This window comes from Rhodococcus sp. IEGM 1408 (assembly GCF_033142235.1).
GTDB lineage: Bacteria > Actinomycetota > Actinomycetes > Mycobacteriales > Mycobacteriaceae > Dietzia.
The window spans coordinates 198,984-215,673 of sequence record NZ_JAWLRW010000004.1 but is presented as its reverse complement, the minus strand read 5'-3'; the positions used below and the strand labels follow the sequence as shown (position 1 = coordinate 215,673).

General features: G+C 69.7%; 13 protein-coding genes. 12 read left to right on the top strand and 1 reads right to left on the bottom strand.

The annotated features are described in order from the left end of the window. Position 1: 1 nt before the first annotated feature. Entirely contained in the window at positions 2-1,609 is a 1,608-nt protein-coding gene (locus R4P08_RS08350) for a class I adenylate-forming enzyme family protein (RefSeq protein ID WP_317813335.1), read from the bottom strand. 133 nt (positions 1,610-1,742) lie between these two features. Here R4P08_RS08350 and R4P08_RS08345 point away from each other — a divergent pair, with 133 nt between their 5' ends. From R4P08_RS08345 to fusA, 12 genes are all read left to right on the top strand, one after another. After that, positions 1,743-2,561: a TIGR03084 family metal-binding protein gene (locus R4P08_RS08345; protein WP_317813334.1), complete on the top strand. Its 819-nt coding sequence runs from the start codon at positions 1,743-1,745 to the stop codon at positions 2,559-2,561. Continuing rightward, the gene (locus R4P08_RS08340; RefSeq protein WP_317813333.1) at positions 2,558-4,471 is read left to right on the top strand and encodes an acyclic terpene utilization AtuA family protein; all 1,914 of its coding nucleotides are present in this window, start codon (positions 2,558-2,560) and stop codon (positions 4,469-4,471) included. Before R4P08_RS08345 ends, R4P08_RS08340 begins: the two co-directional genes overlap by 4 nt. Further along, a complete protein-coding gene (locus tag R4P08_RS08335; RefSeq protein ID WP_317813332.1) occupies positions 4,468-5,646 on the top strand; it encodes an acyl-CoA dehydrogenase family protein in 1,179 nt (392 codons plus the stop codon). Before R4P08_RS08340 ends, R4P08_RS08335 begins: the two co-directional genes overlap by 4 nt. Then, on the top strand, positions 5,643-7,241 hold the full coding sequence (locus R4P08_RS08330; protein ID WP_317813331.1) for an acyl-CoA carboxylase subunit beta: 1,599 nt from the start codon (positions 5,643-5,645) through the stop codon (positions 7,239-7,241). The genes R4P08_RS08335 and R4P08_RS08330 overlap by 4 nt, the downstream gene beginning before the upstream one ends. Positions 7,242-7,252: 11 nt before the next feature. Next, entirely contained in the window at positions 7,253-9,376 is a 2,124-nt protein-coding gene (locus R4P08_RS08325; RefSeq protein ID WP_317813330.1) for an acetyl/propionyl/methylcrotonyl-CoA carboxylase subunit alpha, read from the top strand. A 5-nt stretch (positions 9,377-9,381) separates the two neighbouring features. Continuing rightward, the gene (locus tag R4P08_RS08320; protein ID WP_317813329.1) at positions 9,382-10,563 is read left to right on the top strand and encodes an acyl-CoA dehydrogenase family protein; all 1,182 of its coding nucleotides are present in this window, start codon (positions 9,382-9,384) and stop codon (positions 10,561-10,563) included. 25 nt (positions 10,564-10,588) lie between these two features. Next, a complete protein-coding gene (locus R4P08_RS08315) occupies positions 10,589-11,407 on the top strand; it encodes an enoyl-CoA hydratase family protein (protein ID WP_317813523.1) in 819 nt (272 codons plus the stop codon). 64 nt (positions 11,408-11,471) lie between these two features. After that, positions 11,472-12,605 (top strand): NDMA-dependent alcohol dehydrogenase, encoded by a 1,134-nt coding sequence (locus R4P08_RS08310; RefSeq protein WP_317813328.1) that lies wholly within the window; start codon positions 11,472-11,474, stop codon positions 12,603-12,605. Positions 12,606-12,617: 12 nt separating this feature from the next. Continuing rightward, positions 12,618-13,268: a TetR/AcrR family transcriptional regulator gene (locus tag R4P08_RS08305; protein WP_317813327.1), complete on the top strand. Its 651-nt coding sequence runs from the start codon at positions 12,618-12,620 to the stop codon at positions 13,266-13,268. 200 nt (positions 13,269-13,468) lie between these two features. Next, positions 13,469-13,840, top strand: a complete 372-nt coding sequence (rpsL, locus tag R4P08_RS08300; RefSeq protein WP_107746260.1) for a 30S ribosomal protein S12 — start codon at positions 13,469-13,471, stop codon at positions 13,838-13,840. After that, the gene (gene rpsG / locus R4P08_RS08295) at positions 13,840-14,310 is read left to right on the top strand and encodes a 30S ribosomal protein S7 (RefSeq protein ID WP_317813326.1); all 471 of its coding nucleotides are present in this window, start codon (positions 13,840-13,842) and stop codon (positions 14,308-14,310) included. Before rpsL ends, rpsG begins: the two co-directional genes overlap by 1 nt. A gap of 199 nt (positions 14,311-14,509) precedes the next feature. Then, the gene (gene fusA, locus R4P08_RS08290) at positions 14,510-16,621 is read left to right on the top strand and encodes an elongation factor G (protein ID WP_317813325.1); all 2,112 of its coding nucleotides are present in this window, start codon (positions 14,510-14,512) and stop codon (positions 16,619-16,621) included. The last annotated feature ends 69 nt before the right edge of the window (positions 16,622-16,690 follow it).

Sequence of the window (16,690 nt, the reverse complement as noted above, 5' to 3'; positions counted from 1 at the left end):
ATCAGCGCATCCCGCGCAGCTCCACCTTCCGGATCTTGCCCGTGGCGGTGCGGGGGATGGCGTCGGTGATCACGACGTCGCGCGGGCGGTGTGAGGACGAGAGCCGCTCGGCGCCGTACTCCATGACGGAGGCGATCAGCTCGTCGTCGTCCGGCGCACCCTCCACCGGGACCACCACGGCGACCACCAGCTCGCCCCACTTAGCGTCCGGCCGCCCCACACACGCCACCTCGGCGACGTCCGGGTGATCCATGAGGACGCGCTCCACGTGCATCGAGGAGACGTTCTCGCCGCCGGACTTGACGATGTCCTTGACGCGGTCGGAGAACCACACCACGCCCTCGTCGTCGATGCGTCCCAGGTCGCCGGAGTGCAGGCGGCCACCCACGAACGCCTCGGCGTTAGCCTGCGGGTTGTTCCAGTAGCCCTCCATGACCGTCGGGCCGCGGTAGACGATCTCGCCGTCCTCGCCGGTGGGCACCAGCGTGCCGGCGCCCGGTTCGCTGATCCGGTTCTCGGCGATCGGGGTGGGGTAACCCCAGGAGTCGGACTTGTCCGGGTTCAGCTCGGGCCACTGCATGACCGTCGCCGGGGTGCACTCGCTCATGCCCGAGGCCAGGACCATCTTGGCGTCGGGGAGCGCAGCCTCCAGGCGCGTGCGCATGTCCGCGGACATGGGGGCCATGGCGTAGAGGAGGAACTGGATCGAGGAGAGGTCCAGTCCGCGGTCCGTGCCGTCGGCCAGCGCCTCCAGCATGAGCGGCAACCCCACCAGGTGGGTGGCGCGGACGCGGGCGACGGTGTCGGCGTACCCGACCGGGTCGAAACCCGGCAGGAGGTGGACCGTCGCGCCCATGGTGACGGCGGACAGCAGGACCCCGTTGAGGCCGGCGGTGTGGAAGAGGGGGAGCGGGCACACGGTGACCGAGGCCTCGGCGCCCCAGTTGAGGCCGAACACCGCCCCGTTGCCGAGCGCGGCCACGGTCACCGCGAGGTGCGAGGTGAGGACGCCCTTGGGGCGCGAGGTGGTGCCGGAGGAGTAGAGGCACTGCACGACCTGGCGGTCGCCGATCACCGTGTCGGGGTTGGTGGCGTCATCGGCGAGGAGGTCGTCCCAGCCGATCAGCGCGGGACCGTCGGCGGGGGCCTCCAGGCCGCCCGGGACACCCCCGACGACGACGACGGTGCGGATCGCGGGAATGGCGGCGACCGCCCCCAACACCAGTTCCGCGAGTGAGCCTTGGACCACGAGGATGCGGGTCCCCGAGTCGGTCAGGGCGTGCGCGATGTTGTCCAGCCCGGACAGGAGGTTGATGGGCAGCGAGACCATCCCGGCCTTGGCCGTCCCGAAGTAGGTGGCCACGAACTCGCGACAGTTGGTCGACAGGATCGCGACCGGCTCCTCCGCCTCGATCCCGTGCGCGACGAGGCCGTGGGCGAACCTGTTGGACACGGCCTCGAGCTCGGAAAAGGTCCACGACCCGGCGTCGTCGGTGAGGGCGGTCCGGCCTGCGAAGGTGGCCGCGGCGCGGGTCGCGATGTCACCCACCGAACAGCGTCGGGCCAGGGCGTGGTCAACGGGGTCGATCCCGGTCAGGTCCAGTCGCACGGTGTCTCCAAGAGGGTCGGGGCGTCCGTGGTCCTGTGACCGGGATCACCACGCGTCAAGACTTCCAAAAGGCTCCGAATAAAGCAAGCAAGCGTGCTTGCTTTATTTCGTCGGGGATGGGATCGTTCTGGTCATGACCAATGCACAGCCCTCCGCGACAGAGGACCCGCACGCGGCTCTCGCCGCGCTCAACGCCCGGGTGGACGAGCTCGTCGAGACCGCCGGTTCTGAACGCTGGAACACCGACACCCCGGCAGCCGGCTGGGATGTCGCCATGCAGATCGCCCACCTGGCCTGGACCGACGAGGTCTCCGTCACCGCCATCAACTACCCGGACGCCTTCCAGACCGTCGTCGACAAGGCCATGGCCGATCCGACCGGTTTCGTCGACGTCGGAGCCGCCGAGATCGCCGCCACCGGCCGCGACGAGGTGCTGGCCCGCTGGCGCCTGGCCCGCGGCGAGCTCGCCGACGCGCTCAAGGCCGCCGACCCGGGGGACCAGATCCCGTGGTTCGGCCCGCCGATGCGGTCCAAGTCCATGACCACCGCCCGGATCATGGAGACCTGGGCGCACGGCGTGGACGTCGCCGACGCACTCGGCGTGCCCGTCGATGCCGATCCGGCCTTCGACGGTGCCCTCCCGCACATCGCCCGTCTGGGCTTCAAGACCCGCGGCTTCGCCTACCTGATGAACGGGCTCGAGGCCCCCGCCTCCGAGGTCCACGTCGCGCTCACCCGCACCGACGGCACCGTCCTCGAGTTCGGCCCCGCCGACGCGCAGCAGCGCGTCACCGGCCCGATCCTCGACTTCTGCCTGCTGGTCACCCAGCGCGTGCACCTCGACGACACCGCGCTCGAGGCGGTCGGCGAGGACGCGCTGGGGTGGCTGCGTATCGCCCAGGCCTTCGCCGGACTCCCCGGCGGCGGCCGTGAGAAGGGAGCACGAGCATGAGCGATCAGAACCGCACCGCGCCGCTGCGCGTCGGCACAGAGTCAACGGTGCCTGCGCTGCGCGTCGGCAACATGTCCGGCTTCTACGGAGACCGCATCTCCGCCATGCGCGAGATGCTCGAGGGCGGCGAGCTCGACGTCCTCACCGGCGACTACCTCGCCGAGCTGACCATGCTCATCCTCGGCCGCGACCGGATGAAGAACGCCGAGCTCGGTTACGCCAAGACCTTCCTGCGTCAGCTCGAGGACTGCCTCGGGCTGGCGATGGAGAAGAACGTCAAGATCGTCGCCAACGCCGGCGGGGTCAACCCCGCCGCACTGGCGACCGCCGTGCGCGAGCTCGGCACGCGGCTGGGCCTGGCGCCCGTCGTCGCCCACGTGGAGGGTGACGACCTCATCGGCCGCATCGGCGAGCTCGACATCCCGGCCGACGCCGGCTTCCCGGTCACCGCCAACGCGTACCTCGGGGGCTTCGGGATCGCCCGCTGCCTGGACGCCGGCGCCGACATCGTCGTCACCGGGCGCGTCACCGACGCCTCGGTGATCGTCGGACCGGCCATCAGCCACTTCGGCTGGGGCCGCGACGACCTCGACGCCCTGGCCGGCGCCACCGCCGCCGGGCATGTCATCGAGTGCGGCACGCAGGCCACAGGCGGCAACTACTCGTTCTTCAACCGGGGCGAGATCGCCGACCCCGTCACGCCCGGCTTCCCGATCGCGGAGATCTCCGCCGACGGCAGCTCGGTGATCACCAAGCACGCCGGAACCGGGGGAGCGGTCACGGTCGGTACCGTCACCTCGCAGCTGCTCTACGAGGTCACCGGCGCGCGCTACGGCGGACCCGACGTCGTCACCCGCCTCGACACCGCGACCCTCGAGCAGGAGGGCCCGGACCGCGTCCGGATCTCCGGGGTGCGCGGCGAGACCGCCCCCACCACCACCAAGGTGTCGGTGACCTGCCTCGGCGGCTTCCGCAACGAGCTCACCTTCCTGCTCACCGGCCTGGACATCGAGGCCAAGGCTGCTCTGGTCGAGCGCCAGTTCCTCGCCGGACTCCCGGACCGCCCCGCGGAGATCGACTTCCGGTTGCAGCGCACCGACCACCCCGACGCCGACACCCAGGCCGCCGCCACCGCGATGCTGACGATCGTGGCGTGGGACCCGGACAAGGACGTCGTGGGTCGCGCGTTCTCCGACGCCGCGGTGGCCATGACCCTGTCCAGCTACCCGGGTGCCACGCCCAGCGCTCCGCCAGGACGCGGGGGCCCCTACGGCGTGTACATCCCCGCCTACCTCGCGCAGGGCGAGATCCCGCACATCGCGGTGCTGCCCGACGGGACCCGGGTGGACATCGCGCCGCCGGAGACCATGGCGGAGATGGGCGACGGGCACGCGTCCGACGGCCTCGACGCCGACGGCGCACCGCTGGCCCCGGTCACGCCGTCGACCGGGGCCACCACGCCGGCCGGGGCCACCACGCCGGCCGGGGCCACCACGTCGGCCGTCCCCACCACGCGTCGGCCCCTGGGTGACGTGCTCGGGGCCCGCTCGGGCGACAAGGGCGGCACCGCCAACATCGGGCTGTGGGCCGGCGACCCCGAGGCCTATCGCTGGATGCGCGAGGCCCTCACCGTCGAGGAGTTCCGCCGCCTGCTGCCCGAGACCGCCGATCTGCCGGTCGAGCGCTTCGAGCTGCCCCGCCTGAACGCGGTGAACTTCGTCGTCGACGGGCTCCTGGGCAAGGGCGTCGCCCACGGCTACCGCTGGGACCCGCAGGCCAAGGGCTTCGCCGAATGGCTGCGCTCCCGCGTCGTCGACATCCCCGACCACATCACCGCCCCGGCACTCACCGCCGCGACATCCACCGCAGTCGCCCCCACTGCAGTCGACCCCACAGAGGAGAACGCGTGACCATCCCGCCCCATGTACCAGGGGATCCCTGGTACTCCGAAGAGCGCCTCGCCCTGCGCGAGACCACGACCCGCTTCGCCGAGCGGGAGATCCTCCCCCACCTGGCCGAGTGGGAGGCCGCGGGCGCGATTCCTCGCGAGCTGCACCGCAAGGCCGGCGAGCTGGGCCTGCTCGGGGTCTCGTTCCCCGAGGAGGTCGGCGGCGGCGGTGGCGACCCGATCGACTCCCTGGTCGTGTGCGAGGCGCTGCACGAGGCCGGGGTGTCCGGCGGCGTGTTCGCCTCGCTGTTCACCTGCGGCATCGCCACCCCGCACTTGGCCCAGTCCGGGCGTCCCGATCAGATCGACCGCTGGGTCAAGCCCACCCTCGCCGGCGAGATGATCGGCTCCCTGGCCATCACCGAGCCCGGCGGCGGATCGGACGTCGGTCACCTGACCACCTCGGCTCGTCGCGACGGCGACCACTACGTGGTCAACGGCTCTAAGACCTACATCACCTCCGCCACCCGCGCCGACTTCGTGGTCACCGCGGTCCGCACCGGCGGCGCCGAGCTCAAGGGCGCCGCCGGCGTCAGCCTCCTGGTGATCCCCACCGACACCCCCGGCTTCCACGTCTCCGCGCCGCTCGACAAGCTCGGCTGGCGCGCCTCGGACACCGCCGAGCTCACTTTCACCGACTGCCGCGTGCCGGTGGAGAACCTCGTGGGAGCGGAGAACGACGGGTTCGCCCAGATCGCGATCGGCTTCGTGGGGGAGCGCGCCGCGCTGGCCGCCCAGGGGTACTCCCACGCCCAACGCTGCCTGGACATCACCCTCGAGTGGGTGCGCGAGCGCGAGACCTTCGGTCGCCCGCTGCTGTCCCGTCAGGCCGTGCAGAACACGGTCACCGAGATGGCCCGCCGCATCGACGTCGCTCGCAACTACACGCACCACTGCATGAACCTGGCGGTGTCGGGTCACGACTCGATCGCCGAGGTCTGCTTTGCCAAGAACACCGCCGTGGAGTGCGCTGAATGGGTCGCCAACCAGGCGGTCCAGCTCTTCGGCGGGCTCGGCTTCATGGCCGAGTCCGAGGTGAGCCGCCAGTACCGCGATGTCCGCCTCCTGGGCATCGGCGGCGGCACCACCGAAATCCTGACCACCCTCGCCGGACGACGTTTGGGGTACACCGCATGACCATCCTGCGTTCCACGCTCGATACCAACAGCGCCGAGTTCGGCGCTGCGAAAGAAGCCATGGAGGCCAAGCTCGAGCAGCTGACCTCCGACCTCGAACCGGCGCTGGCCGGCGGTGGCGAGCGCAAGGTCGCCCGCCACCGTGAGCGCGGCAAGTTCACCGCCCGCGAGCGGATCGACATGATCCTCGACCGCGAGTCCCCGTTCGTCGAGCTGTGCGCGCTCGCCGCGTGGGGCTCGGACTTCCAGACCGGCGCCTCCGTGGTCGCCGGGATCGGTGTGGTCGAGGGCGTCGAGTGCCTGCTCATCGCCAACGACCCCACGGTCAAGGGCGGCACGTCCAACCCGTGGACCCTGCGCAAGATCCTCCGTCTCAACGACGTGGCCAGCAAGAACCGGCTCCCGGTGATCAGCCTGGTGGAGTCCGGTGGCGCCGACCTGCCCACGCAGAAGGAGGTGTTCGTCCCCGGCGGTGCGCTCTTCCGCGACCTCACCCGGCTGTCCAAGGCGGGCATCCCGACCATCGCCGTGGTCTACGGGAACTCCACCGCGGGCGGCGCGTACGTCCCGGGCATGAGCGACCACGTGGTGATGATCGAGGAGCGATCCAAGGTCTTCCTGGCCGGGCCGCCGCTGGTCAAGGCCGCCACCGGTGAGATCGCCGACGAGGAGACCCTCGGTGGCGCCGAGATGCACGCGCGGGTCTCCGGGCTCGCCGACCACTACGCCCTCGACGAGGCCGACGCCGCGCGGATCACGCGCGGCATCGTCCGCCGGCTCAACTGGTCCAAGAAGGGGCGCGCCCCGCGCGCCGAGGTCATCGAGCCGCTCTACGGCAACGAGGACCTGCTCGGCATCGTCCCGGAGGATCTCAAGATCCCCTTCGACCCGCGCGAGATCATCGCCCGGATCGTGGACGGCTCCGACTTCGACGAGTTCAAGCCGATGTACGGCGCCAGTCTGGTGACCGGCTGGGCCGAGATCCACGGCTACCCGGTGGGCATCATCGCCAACGCCCGCGGCGTGCTGTTCAGCGCGGAGGCACAGAAGGCCACCCAGTTCATCGAGCTGGCCAACCGTTACGACACCCCGCTGGTGTTCATGCACAACACCACCGGGTACATGGTGGGCTCCGAGTACGAGCGCGGCGGCATCATCAAGCACGGTGCGATGATGATCAACGCGGTCTCCAACTCGGAGGTCCCGCACCTGTCACTGATCACCGCCGCCTCCTACGGCGCCGGCCACTACGGCATGTGCGGTCGCGCCTTCGACCCGCGGTTCCTCTACACCTGGCCCAGCTCCAAGTCCGCCGTCATGGGGGCCCAGCAGCTCGCCGACGTGGTCACCTCCGTGGCCGCGGCGGCCTCCGCCGCGCGTGGCGAGGAGATGGCCCAGGACACGATCGACGGACTCAAGACGATGATCTCCGACCAGATCGAGAAGGAGTCTCTGCCGGCCTTCCTGTCCGGGATGCTCTACGACGACGGCGTCATCGACCCCCGCGACACCCGGACTGTGCTGGGCCTCAGCCTGTCCGCGATCCACTCCGGAGAAGTCGCCGGAACCGACCGCTTCGGCGTCTTCCGGATGTGAGGAACGAAATCATGAGCACACCCAATCCCACCCCATCGGCCGCGCAGCCGCCGATCACCTCAGTCCTGGTGGCCAACCGCGGCGAGATCGCCCGACGCGTCCACCGCACCGCCCGCGCGCTCGGCATGACCACGGTGGCCGTCTACTCGGACGCCGACGCCGATGCCCCGCACACCCGTGAGGCCGACGCCGCCGTCCGGCTCCCGGGCAACACCCCCGGCGAGACCTACCTGCGCGGCGACCTCATCATCGAGGCCGCGCGCGCTGCCGGAGCCGACGCCATCCACCCCGGGTACGGCTTCCTGTCCGAGAACGCCGGGTTCGCCCGCGCCGTGATCGACGCCGGTCTCACCTGGGTCGGCCCGCCGGTGGAGTCCATCGAGGCCATGGGCTCCAAGATCGAGGCCAAGAAGATGATGGGCGAGGCGGGCGTCCCGATGCTCACCGACCTCGAGCCCGCCGACGTCACCGAGGACATCCTCCCGGTGCTCATCAAGGCCTCCGCCGGTGGCGGTGGCCGCGGAATGCGCGTGGTCCGCACGCTGGACTCGCTGCACGACGAGATCGCCAATGCCCAGCGCGAGGCCAGGTCCGCCTTCGGCGACGACGCCGTGTTCTGCGAGCGCTACCTCGAGCGGGGGCGTCACATCGAGGTCCAGATCATGGCCGACGCCCACGGCACCGTCTGGGCGGTGGGCGAGCGCGAGTGCTCGATCCAGCGGCGTCACCAGAAGGTCATCGAGGAGGCCCCGAGCCCGCTCGTGGAGCGGACCCCGGGGATGCGGGAGAAGCTGTACTCCGCCGCCCGCGACGCCGCCGCGGCGATCGGGTACACCGGTGCCGGCACGGTCGAGTTCCTGGCGACCGACGACGGCGAGTTCTTCTTCCTCGAGATGAACACCCGTCTCCAGGTGGAGCACCCGGTCACGGAGGCCACCACCGGCCTGGATCTCGTCGCCCTCCAGCTCGACGTGGCCGCGGGCCTGCCCCTGCCGTCCGCTGAGCCCCCGGCCTCCCACGGGTGGTCCTTCGAGGCCCGCCTCTACGCCGAGGACCCGGCACACGACTACACGCCGGGGTCCGGCACGCTGTGGGCGCTCGACGTCCCCGGTGTGTCCTCGTACTTCGAGGGCCCCCACCGGCCGGGTATCCGGCTGGACAGCGGGGTCGAGCCCGGGGCCGAGGGCGCGCTCATCGGCGTGCACTACGACCCGATGCTCGCCAAGATCATCTCCTACGGCCGCACCCGCTCCGAGGCCTGCGCCTCGCTCGCCGGTGCCCTCGGTCGGGCGAAGGTCCACGGTCTGACGACCAACCGTGCCCAGCTCGTCCGCGTGCTGCGGCACCCGGAGTTCATCGCCGGCAACCTGTCCACCGCGTTCCTCGACGACCACGGTGTCGACGAGAACGGTGCCGGGGGGCTCGCCGCCCCGCTCGCGAGCCCCGAGGCCACGGCGATATCGGCCCTCGCCGCCGCGATCGTGTCCGGTACCGCCGACCACGCCGCCGGCCCGGTCGCTCTGGCCCAGGCAGGGTTCCGCAATGTCGGCCGCACGCTCCAGAAGCGGACCTACCGGTTCGGCGAGGACGAGCTCGAGGTGACGTACATCCGCGACCGCTCCGGAGCCCACGCGGACGGCGATCTCGCTGACATCGTCCGCGTCGAGCAGGTCCGCCCCGACGCGGTGGACCTCGAGGTCAGGGGAGTGCTCCGCACCTTCTCCGTGGCCCGGTACGAGGTGGTCGGATCGGACACCGTCGTCGAGGTGGACTCGCCTCTCGGCCCGGTCTCGCTCGTCGAGCCGCCGCGCTACACCGATCCCGGAGCGGAGGTCGCCGCCGGTTCGCTGCTGGCCCCCATGCCGGGCTCGGTCATCCGCGTCGCGGTCTCCGTGGGCGACACCGTCACCGCCGGCCAGCCGCTGCTGTGGATGGAGGCCATGAAGATGGAACACACCATCTCCGCCGCCGTCGACGGCATCGTCACCGAGCTGCCCGTCGAGGTCGGCTCGCAGGTCGAGACCGGCACCATCCTTGCCGTCGTCGCCGATCCCGCCGATCTCGACAGCACCGACGCCGCCACCGACACCGCCAGCACCGACGCCGCCACCGACACCACCACCCCCCAGGAGTGATCACGATGACCGACATCTCACAGATCCCCAATCCCGTCGTCGACACCGACGAGCAGAAAGCCCTCCGCAAGGTCGCCTACGACCTGGGCTCGCGCTACGGGATCGAGTACATGCGCGAGAAGTCCGACGCCGGCGAGACCACCGAGGAGCTGTGGAACGAGGCCGGCAAGCTCGGGCTGCTCGGCGTGAACCTGCCCGAGGAGTACGGCGGCGGCGGGGCCGGGATGACCGAACTCGCGATCGTCGAGGAGGAGCTCTCGGCCGCCGGCGCCGGGCTGCTGATGATGGTGGTCTCGCCCGCCATCAACGGTTCGATCATCTCGCGCTTCGGAACCGAGGACCAGAAGAAGCAGTGGCTGCCGGGCATCGCCTCCGGCGAGACCATCACCTCCTTCGCGATCACCGAGCCCGACGCCGGTTCCAACTCGCACGCCATCACCACCACCGCGCGCCGCGACGGCTCGGACTTCCTGCTCAGCGGGCAGAAGACCTACATCTCGGGCGTGGACCAGGCCGACGCCATCCTCGTGGTGGCCCGCCTCGAGGGCGCCACCAGCGGCAAGCTCCAGCCGGCGTTGTTCATGGTCCCGACCGACGCCCCGGGCCTGCAGAAGACGCACATCCCCACGGAGGTGCGCACGCCCGAGCGGCAGTTCCAGCTGTACTTCGACGACATCCGGCTGCCTGCCGAGGCGCTCATCGGTGACGGCGACACCGCGCTGCTCATGTTGTTCGCCGGTCTCAACCCTGAGCGGATCATGGCCTCGGGCATGGCGATCGGCACCGCGCGCTTCGCGATGGACCGGGCCACCAAGTACGCCAACGAGCGCACGGTGTGGAAGACCCCGATCGGTGCCCACCAGGGCATCGCGCACCCGCTGGCGCAGTGCAAGATCGAGCTCGAGCTGGCCCGGTTGATGATGCGGAAGGCGGCGGCCCTCGTCGACGCCGGGCTCGACGACCTCGCGGCGGAGGCGGCCAACATGGCCAAGTACGCCTCCGGCGAGGTCTCGGCCCGCACGGTCGACCAGGCCATCCAGACCCTGGGCGGCAACGGGCTGTCGGTGGAGTACGGCCTGGCCGGCCTGCTCGCGGCATCGCGCCTGCCCCGCATCGCCCCCGTCAGCCGGGAGATGATCCTCAACTACGTGGCCCAGCATTCGCTCGGGCTGCCCAAGAGCTACTGAGGTGGCCGGGGTGGATGAACAGCAGGTGAGCGATCAGACGGTGAGTGAGCAGACGGCGGGTGGCCAGACCCTTGTGCACTACGAGGTCCGGGGTGGGGCAGCGCGGCTGACGCTGGACTCACAGCACAACCGCAATGCCATCTCGAGCGCCCTGGTGGCGCAGCTGCACGAGGCACTGAACCGGGCGGCCGCCGACGACGGCGCCCGCGTCGTGGTCCTCGGCCACGCCGGCGGGACGTTCTGCGCCGGTGCCGACCTCTCGGAGGCCTCCGCGAGCCAGGGGAGCCCCGAGGAGCAGGCCGCGGAGCGGACCCGGATCTTCCTGGGTCTGCTGCGCGCGATCATCTCGCACCCCAAGCCCGTGATCGCGGCCGTCGACGGCCACGTCCGCGCCGGCGGGATGGGCCTGGTGGCCGCCTGCGACTTCGCGCTCGCCGGCCCCACGTCGACGTTCGCCCTCACCGAGGTCCGGCTCGGGCTCGCGGCGGCCATGATCTCGGTGCCGATGGCGGCGCGGGTGGGCTCGCGAGACCTCGCTCGGGCACTGCTGACGGGGGAGAAGTTCGACTCCGCGCACGCCCGGCGGATCGGTCTGCTCACCGAGGCCGTGGACGACGTCCATGCAGCTGTCGACGAGCTCGTCGCCGCGTTCCGGCCCTGCTCGCCGCAGGGCCTGAGGGAGAACAAGGCCCTGCTCGCGGGGCCGATGCTGGCCGAACTCGACGCCCGTGGAGACGACCTGGCCGGGGTGACGGCGCGACTGTTCACCACGCCGGAGGTAGCCGAGGGGATGACGGCATTTCTTGAGCGCCGACCGCCCTCCTGGGCGGCCGCCGCCGAGTAACGTGTGGTGTGGTGCTGGTCACATGACCAGTACCACGCCACCAGTTCTCTTTCGAGGAGTTTGCATGCGCACAAAGGCCGCCATCATCCGGGAGCCGAAGCAGGACGGCTGGGAGATCGTCGAAGTTGATCTGGGTGACCCCAGGGCCGGTGAGGTCCAGGTCAAGCTGGCCGCCACGGGCCTGTGTCACTCGGACGAGCACCTCCTCACCGGTGACTTGCAGTTCGAGACCTACCCGATCCTGGGTGGGCACGAGGGCGCGGGTGTGGTCACCAAGGTCGGGGACGGGGTCATGGGCCTCGAAGAGGGCGATCACGTGGTCCTGGCGTTCATCCCCGCCTGCGGAACCTGCCCGCCGTGTGCCGAGGGTCTGCAGAACCTCTGCGACAACGGCGCCGGTCTGCTGACCGGTCGGGCGATCACGGATGACTCGTACCGGGTCCACACCGCGGACGGCGAGCCCGTCGCCACGATGTGTGTGCTCGGTACGTTCTCCCCGTTCGTCACGGTCCACCAGTCATCGGTCGTCAAGATCGAGAAGGACATCCCGCTGGACAAGGCCGCTCTCCTCGGCTGCGGCGTGTGCACGGGATGGGGGTCGGCCACCGAGATCGGGCAGGCGAAAGAGGGTGACGTCGTCGTGGTCGTCGGCGTCGGCGGCATCGGGATCAACTCCGTGCAGGGCGCCGCGGCTGCGGGTGCCCGCGTGATCGTGGGCGTCGACCCGGTGGAGTTCAAGCGCGAGAAGGCCATGGAGTTCGGGGCCACCCACACCTGCGCGTCGATGGACGAGGCCATGGCCCTCGTCGGCGAGCTGAGCTGGGGCCGCATGGCCGACCTCGTTCTGCTCACCCCGGGCGTCGTCGAGGGTTCCATGCTCATGTCGGGGCTCCTGCTCACCGGCAAGGGGCGTCGCTGCGTGGTGGTGGGCCTCGGCGACATGATGGCCGTCGACGCACAGATCTCGATCCTCGACCTGGCGATGCAGCAGAAGACCCTCCAGGGCGCCATCTTCGGCGGCACCGGCCCGCGCAAGCAGATCCCGCATCTGCTCCACCAGTACCGTGCCGGGAACCTCAAGCTCGACGAGCTCGTCACCAAGACGTACCGGCTCGAGGAGATCAATCAGGGCTTCCAGGACATGCGGGACGGCAAGAACATCCGCGGCGTGATCATCTATGACGAGCAGGACTGGTAACAGGAGGCAGCTATGACGGAGCCCGAGCAGCGAACCCCCAAACAGGACCGTAGCCGCATCACGCGGGAACGGCTGCTCGGCGCCTCCATCGACCTGCTCGCCACGCAGGGCTGGGCGGCGACCACCGTGGGAGCGGTGGCCGCCGCCGCCGGCGTCTCACGGGGCGCCGCGCAGCACCATTTCCCCACCCGCGAGGACCTCATCACGGCCGCTCTCGGTCACATGATCGAACAGCGGCTCGAGGACGTCCGCCGCGTGGGCCTCGATCTGCCGGGCCCCGGCCCGGAGCGGACGGTGGCCGTGGTGCGGCTGATCGTCCAGCACTACACCTCCGATCTGTTCAAGGCCGCGCTCCACGTATGGACCGCCGCTGCCAGTGACCCCGCGCTCCGCGACCGCGTGCTGCCGCTCGAGAACCACATGTCCCGCGAGGTCCTGGCCATCGCGGCCGCGGCCCTGGGGCGCGACCCCCGGGAGACGGGTGTGCGCAGGGGCCTCCAGGCGACCCTGGACCTGGCCCGCGGACTCGGCCTCGCGGACGTGCTGTCCGACGATTCGGCCCGCCGGGACAAGGTGATCCGGTTCTGGGCCGAGACCCTGGATCTGGTGCTCGCGCATTCGGGGGAGCCGCAGGCCGACGGTGTCATCTCGGCCACGTTTTGACCGATCCTCTCGGTGGCGGTTAGGCTTGACCATCGTGCTCGCAGTACGCGAGCTGGAGGATCGTGCCCAGTAGGCCAGCGAGAGCGGCTGACGTGGTCGCCCGTGCGCCCGTCGGGGAGCGCGAGAGTCCGGATACGAGCAACGTCCCAGTGACCGGTGGTCGCCCCGCGAGGAGGCCGCCAGCTAGAGAAAGACGGTTCATGCCCACCATCAACCAGCTGGTCCGCAAGGGCCGCCAGGACAAGAAGTCATCGTCCGCGACGGCTGCCCTCAAGGGCTCGCCGCAGCGGCGCGGCGTGTGCACCCGTGTGTACACCACCACCCCCAAGAAGCCGAACTCCGCTCTCCGTAAGGTCGCGCGTGTTCGCCTGACCAGCGGTATCGAGGTCTCCGCCTACATCCCCGGTGAGGGTCACAACCTCCAGGAGCACTCCATGGTGCTCGTCCGTGGCGGTCGAGTGAAGGACCTCCCGGGTGTGCGTTACAAGATCATCCGCGGCTCCCTCGACACGCAGGGCGTGAAGGACCGCAAGCAGGCCCGCTCCCGCTACGGCGCCAAGAAGGAGAAGTAATGCCTCGTAAGGGTCCCGCCCCGAAGCGCAACCTCATCAACGACCCGGTCTACGGGTCGCAGCTGGTCACGCAGCTCGTCAACAAGATCCTCGTCGACGGCAAGAAGACGACCGCCGAGCGGATCGTCTACTCGGCCCTCGAGATCTGCCGCGAGAAGACCGGTACCGATCCGGTCGTCACCCTCAAGAAGGGGCTCGACAACGTCAAGCCCGCACTCGAGGTCCGCTCCCGCCGTGTCGGTGGCGCCACGTACCAGGTGCCCGTCGAGGTCCGCCCCGGGCGCTCCACGACTCTCGCCATGCGGTGGCTGGTGACCTTCTCACGGCAGCGTCGCGAGAACACCATGGTCGAGCGTCTGGCCAACGAGATCCTGGATGCCTCCAACGGTCTGGGTGCCGCGGTCAAGCGCCGCGAGGACACCCACAAGATGGCCGAGGCCAACCGGGCGTTCGCGCACTACCGCTGGTGATCCGGTGGGGCCCGGTCCGGCGCGGTGTCGATTCGACGCCCCGGCCCGGGTCCCGCTGTCGCCCGCAGGGTGGCACTATTGAACAAGGGCCCGTATTCGCTCTCACGAGAGAGCGTGCTGGCATTTCTACACCAGACCCGGTTCGGACGGTCGACTCAGACCGCACGGACCACCGACGACTCACGATCGGGGACCATCCGTGGCACAGGACGTGCTGACCGACCTCAACAAGGTCCGCAACATCGGCATCATGGCGCACATCGACGCCGGTAAGACAACCGTCACCGAGCGCATCCTGTTCTACACGGGTGTCAACCGCAAGGCCGGCGAAACGCACGACGGTGCTTCAACGACCGACTGGATGGAGCAGGAGAAAGAGCGCGGCATCACGATCACGTCGGCCGCCGTGACCTGCTTCTGGGCCAACAACCAGATCAACATCATCGACACCCCGGGCCACGTCGACTTCACCGTCGAGGTGGAGCGGTCGCTCCGCGTCCTCGACGGCGCGGTCGCGGTGTTCGACGGCAAAGAGGGCGTCGAGCCCCAGTCGGAGCAGGTCTGGCGTCAGGCCGAGAAGTATGACGTCCCCCGCATCTGCTTCGTCAACAAGATGGACAAGATGGGCGCGGACTTCTACTACACGGTCCAGACCATCATCGACCGTCTCGGTGCGAAGCCGCTCGTCCTCCAGCTGCCGATCGGCGCCGAGGACGCGTTCGACGGGGTCGTCGACCTCGTGGAGATGAAGGCCTACGTGTGGCCGGGCGTCACGCCCGTCGGCACCGACGCCACCGTCCAGGAGATCCCCGCGGAGCTCCAGGAGAAGGCTGACGAGTACCGCGAGAAGCTCCTCGAGACCGTCGCCGAGAGCGACGAGGTCCTCATGGAGAAGTACTTCGGCGGCGAGGAGCTGACGAAGGCCGAGATCCAGGGCGCGATCCGCAAGATGACCGTCAACGCCGAGATCTACCCGGTGCTGTGTGGTTCGGCGTACAAGAACAAGGGCGTTCAGCCTCTGCTCGACGCGGTCATCGCGTACCTGCCCAACCCGCTGGACGTCGGCTCGATCGAGGGCCACGCCGTGGGCGACGAGGACAAGGTCGTCAGCCGTCAGCCCGCCAAGGACGAGCCGTTCGCGGCGTTGGCGTTCAAGATCGCCGTGCACCCGTTCTTCGGCGAGCTCACCTTCGTCCGCGTCTACTCGGGCCGGATCGACCCGAGCACCCAGGTCATGAACGCGACCAAGGGGAAGAAGGAGCGCGTCGGCAAGCTCTTCCAGATGCACGCCAACAAGGAGATGCCCGTCTCGGAGGCCGTCGCCGGCCACATCTACGCGTTCATCGGCCTCAAGGACACCACCACGGGCGATACCCTGTGCGACCTGAACAACCAGGTCATCCTCGAGTCCATGACGTTCCCGGCGCCGGTGATCGACGTCTCGATCGAGCCGAAGACCAAGGCTGACCAGGAGAAGCTCGGCACGGCCATCCAGAAGCTGGCCCGTGAGGATCCGACGTTCTCCGTGCGGCTCGACGACGAGACCGGCCAGACCGTGATCGGCGGGATGGGCGAGCTCCACCTGGACGTCCTGGTGGACCGCATGCGGCGCGAGTTCAAGGTCGAGGCCAACGTCGGTAAGCCGCAGGTCGCCTACCGGGAGACCATCAAGGGCACCCTGGAGAAGTTCGACTTCACGCACAAGAAGCAGACCGGTGGTTCCGGCCAGTTCGCGAAGGTGCAGATCCGTCTCGAGCCGCTCCCGCAGGAGCAGATCGAGGCGGGGGAGACCTACGAGTTCTCGGACAAGGTCACCGGTGGCCGCGTGCCCAAGGAGTACATACCGTCCGTGGATCACGGCATCAAGGACGCCATGCAGTACGGCATCCTCGCCGGGTACCCGATGGTCAACGTCAAGGCCACCCTGCTCGACGGTGCCTACCACGAGGTCGACTCGTCCGAGATGGCGTTCAAGGTCGCCGGCTCGATGGCCTTCAAGGAGGCCGCACGTCGATGCCAGCCGGTGATCCTGGAGCCGCTCATGGCGGTCGAGGTCATCACGCCCGACGACTACATGGGCGACGTGATCGGCGACATCAACTCCCGTCGCGGCCAGATCCAGGCGATGGAGGAGCGCTCCGGCGCCCGCGTCGTCAAGGCCAGCGTTCCGCTGTCCGAGATGTTCGGCTACGTCGGCGACCTCCGGTCGAAGACGCAGGGCCGGGCCAACTACTCGATGGTCTTCTCTCACTACGCCGAGGTTCCGGCGAGCGTGTCCAAGGAGATCATCGCCAAGGCGACCGGCGAGTAACCGGTAGTGGTCCCGCCCTGCTGAAACAGGGAGGGCGGGACCGATACCGGCGGCGCACGGTCGAACCCC

What these genes read in the sequence shown, in the direction of transcription:
- R4P08_RS08310 (WP_317813328.1), top strand. Translation starts at nt 11,472, where the DNA reads ATGCGCACAAAGGCCGCCATCATCCGGGAGCCGAAGCAGGACGGCTGG.
- rpsG (WP_317813326.1), top strand. Translation starts at nt 13,840, where the DNA reads ATGCCTCGTAAGGGTCCCGCCCCGAAGCGCAACCTCATCAACGACCCG.
- rpsL (WP_107746260.1), top strand. Translation starts at nt 13,469, where the DNA reads ATGCCCACCATCAACCAGCTGGTCCGCAAGGGCCGCCAGGACAAGAAG.
- R4P08_RS08320 (WP_317813329.1), top strand. Translation starts at nt 9,382, where the DNA reads ATGACCGACATCTCACAGATCCCCAATCCCGTCGTCGACACCGACGAG.
- R4P08_RS08325 (WP_317813330.1), top strand. Translation starts at nt 7,253, where the DNA reads ATGAGCACACCCAATCCCACCCCATCGGCCGCGCAGCCGCCGATCACC.
- R4P08_RS08305 (WP_317813327.1), top strand. Translation starts at nt 12,618, where the DNA reads ATGACGGAGCCCGAGCAGCGAACCCCCAAACAGGACCGTAGCCGCATC.
- R4P08_RS08330 (WP_317813331.1), top strand. Translation starts at nt 5,643, where the DNA reads ATGACCATCCTGCGTTCCACGCTCGATACCAACAGCGCCGAGTTCGGC.
- R4P08_RS08345 (WP_317813334.1), top strand. Translation starts at nt 1,743, where the DNA reads ATGACCAATGCACAGCCCTCCGCGACAGAGGACCCGCACGCGGCTCTC.
- R4P08_RS08340 (WP_317813333.1), top strand. Translation starts at nt 2,558, where the DNA reads ATGAGCGATCAGAACCGCACCGCGCCGCTGCGCGTCGGCACAGAGTCA.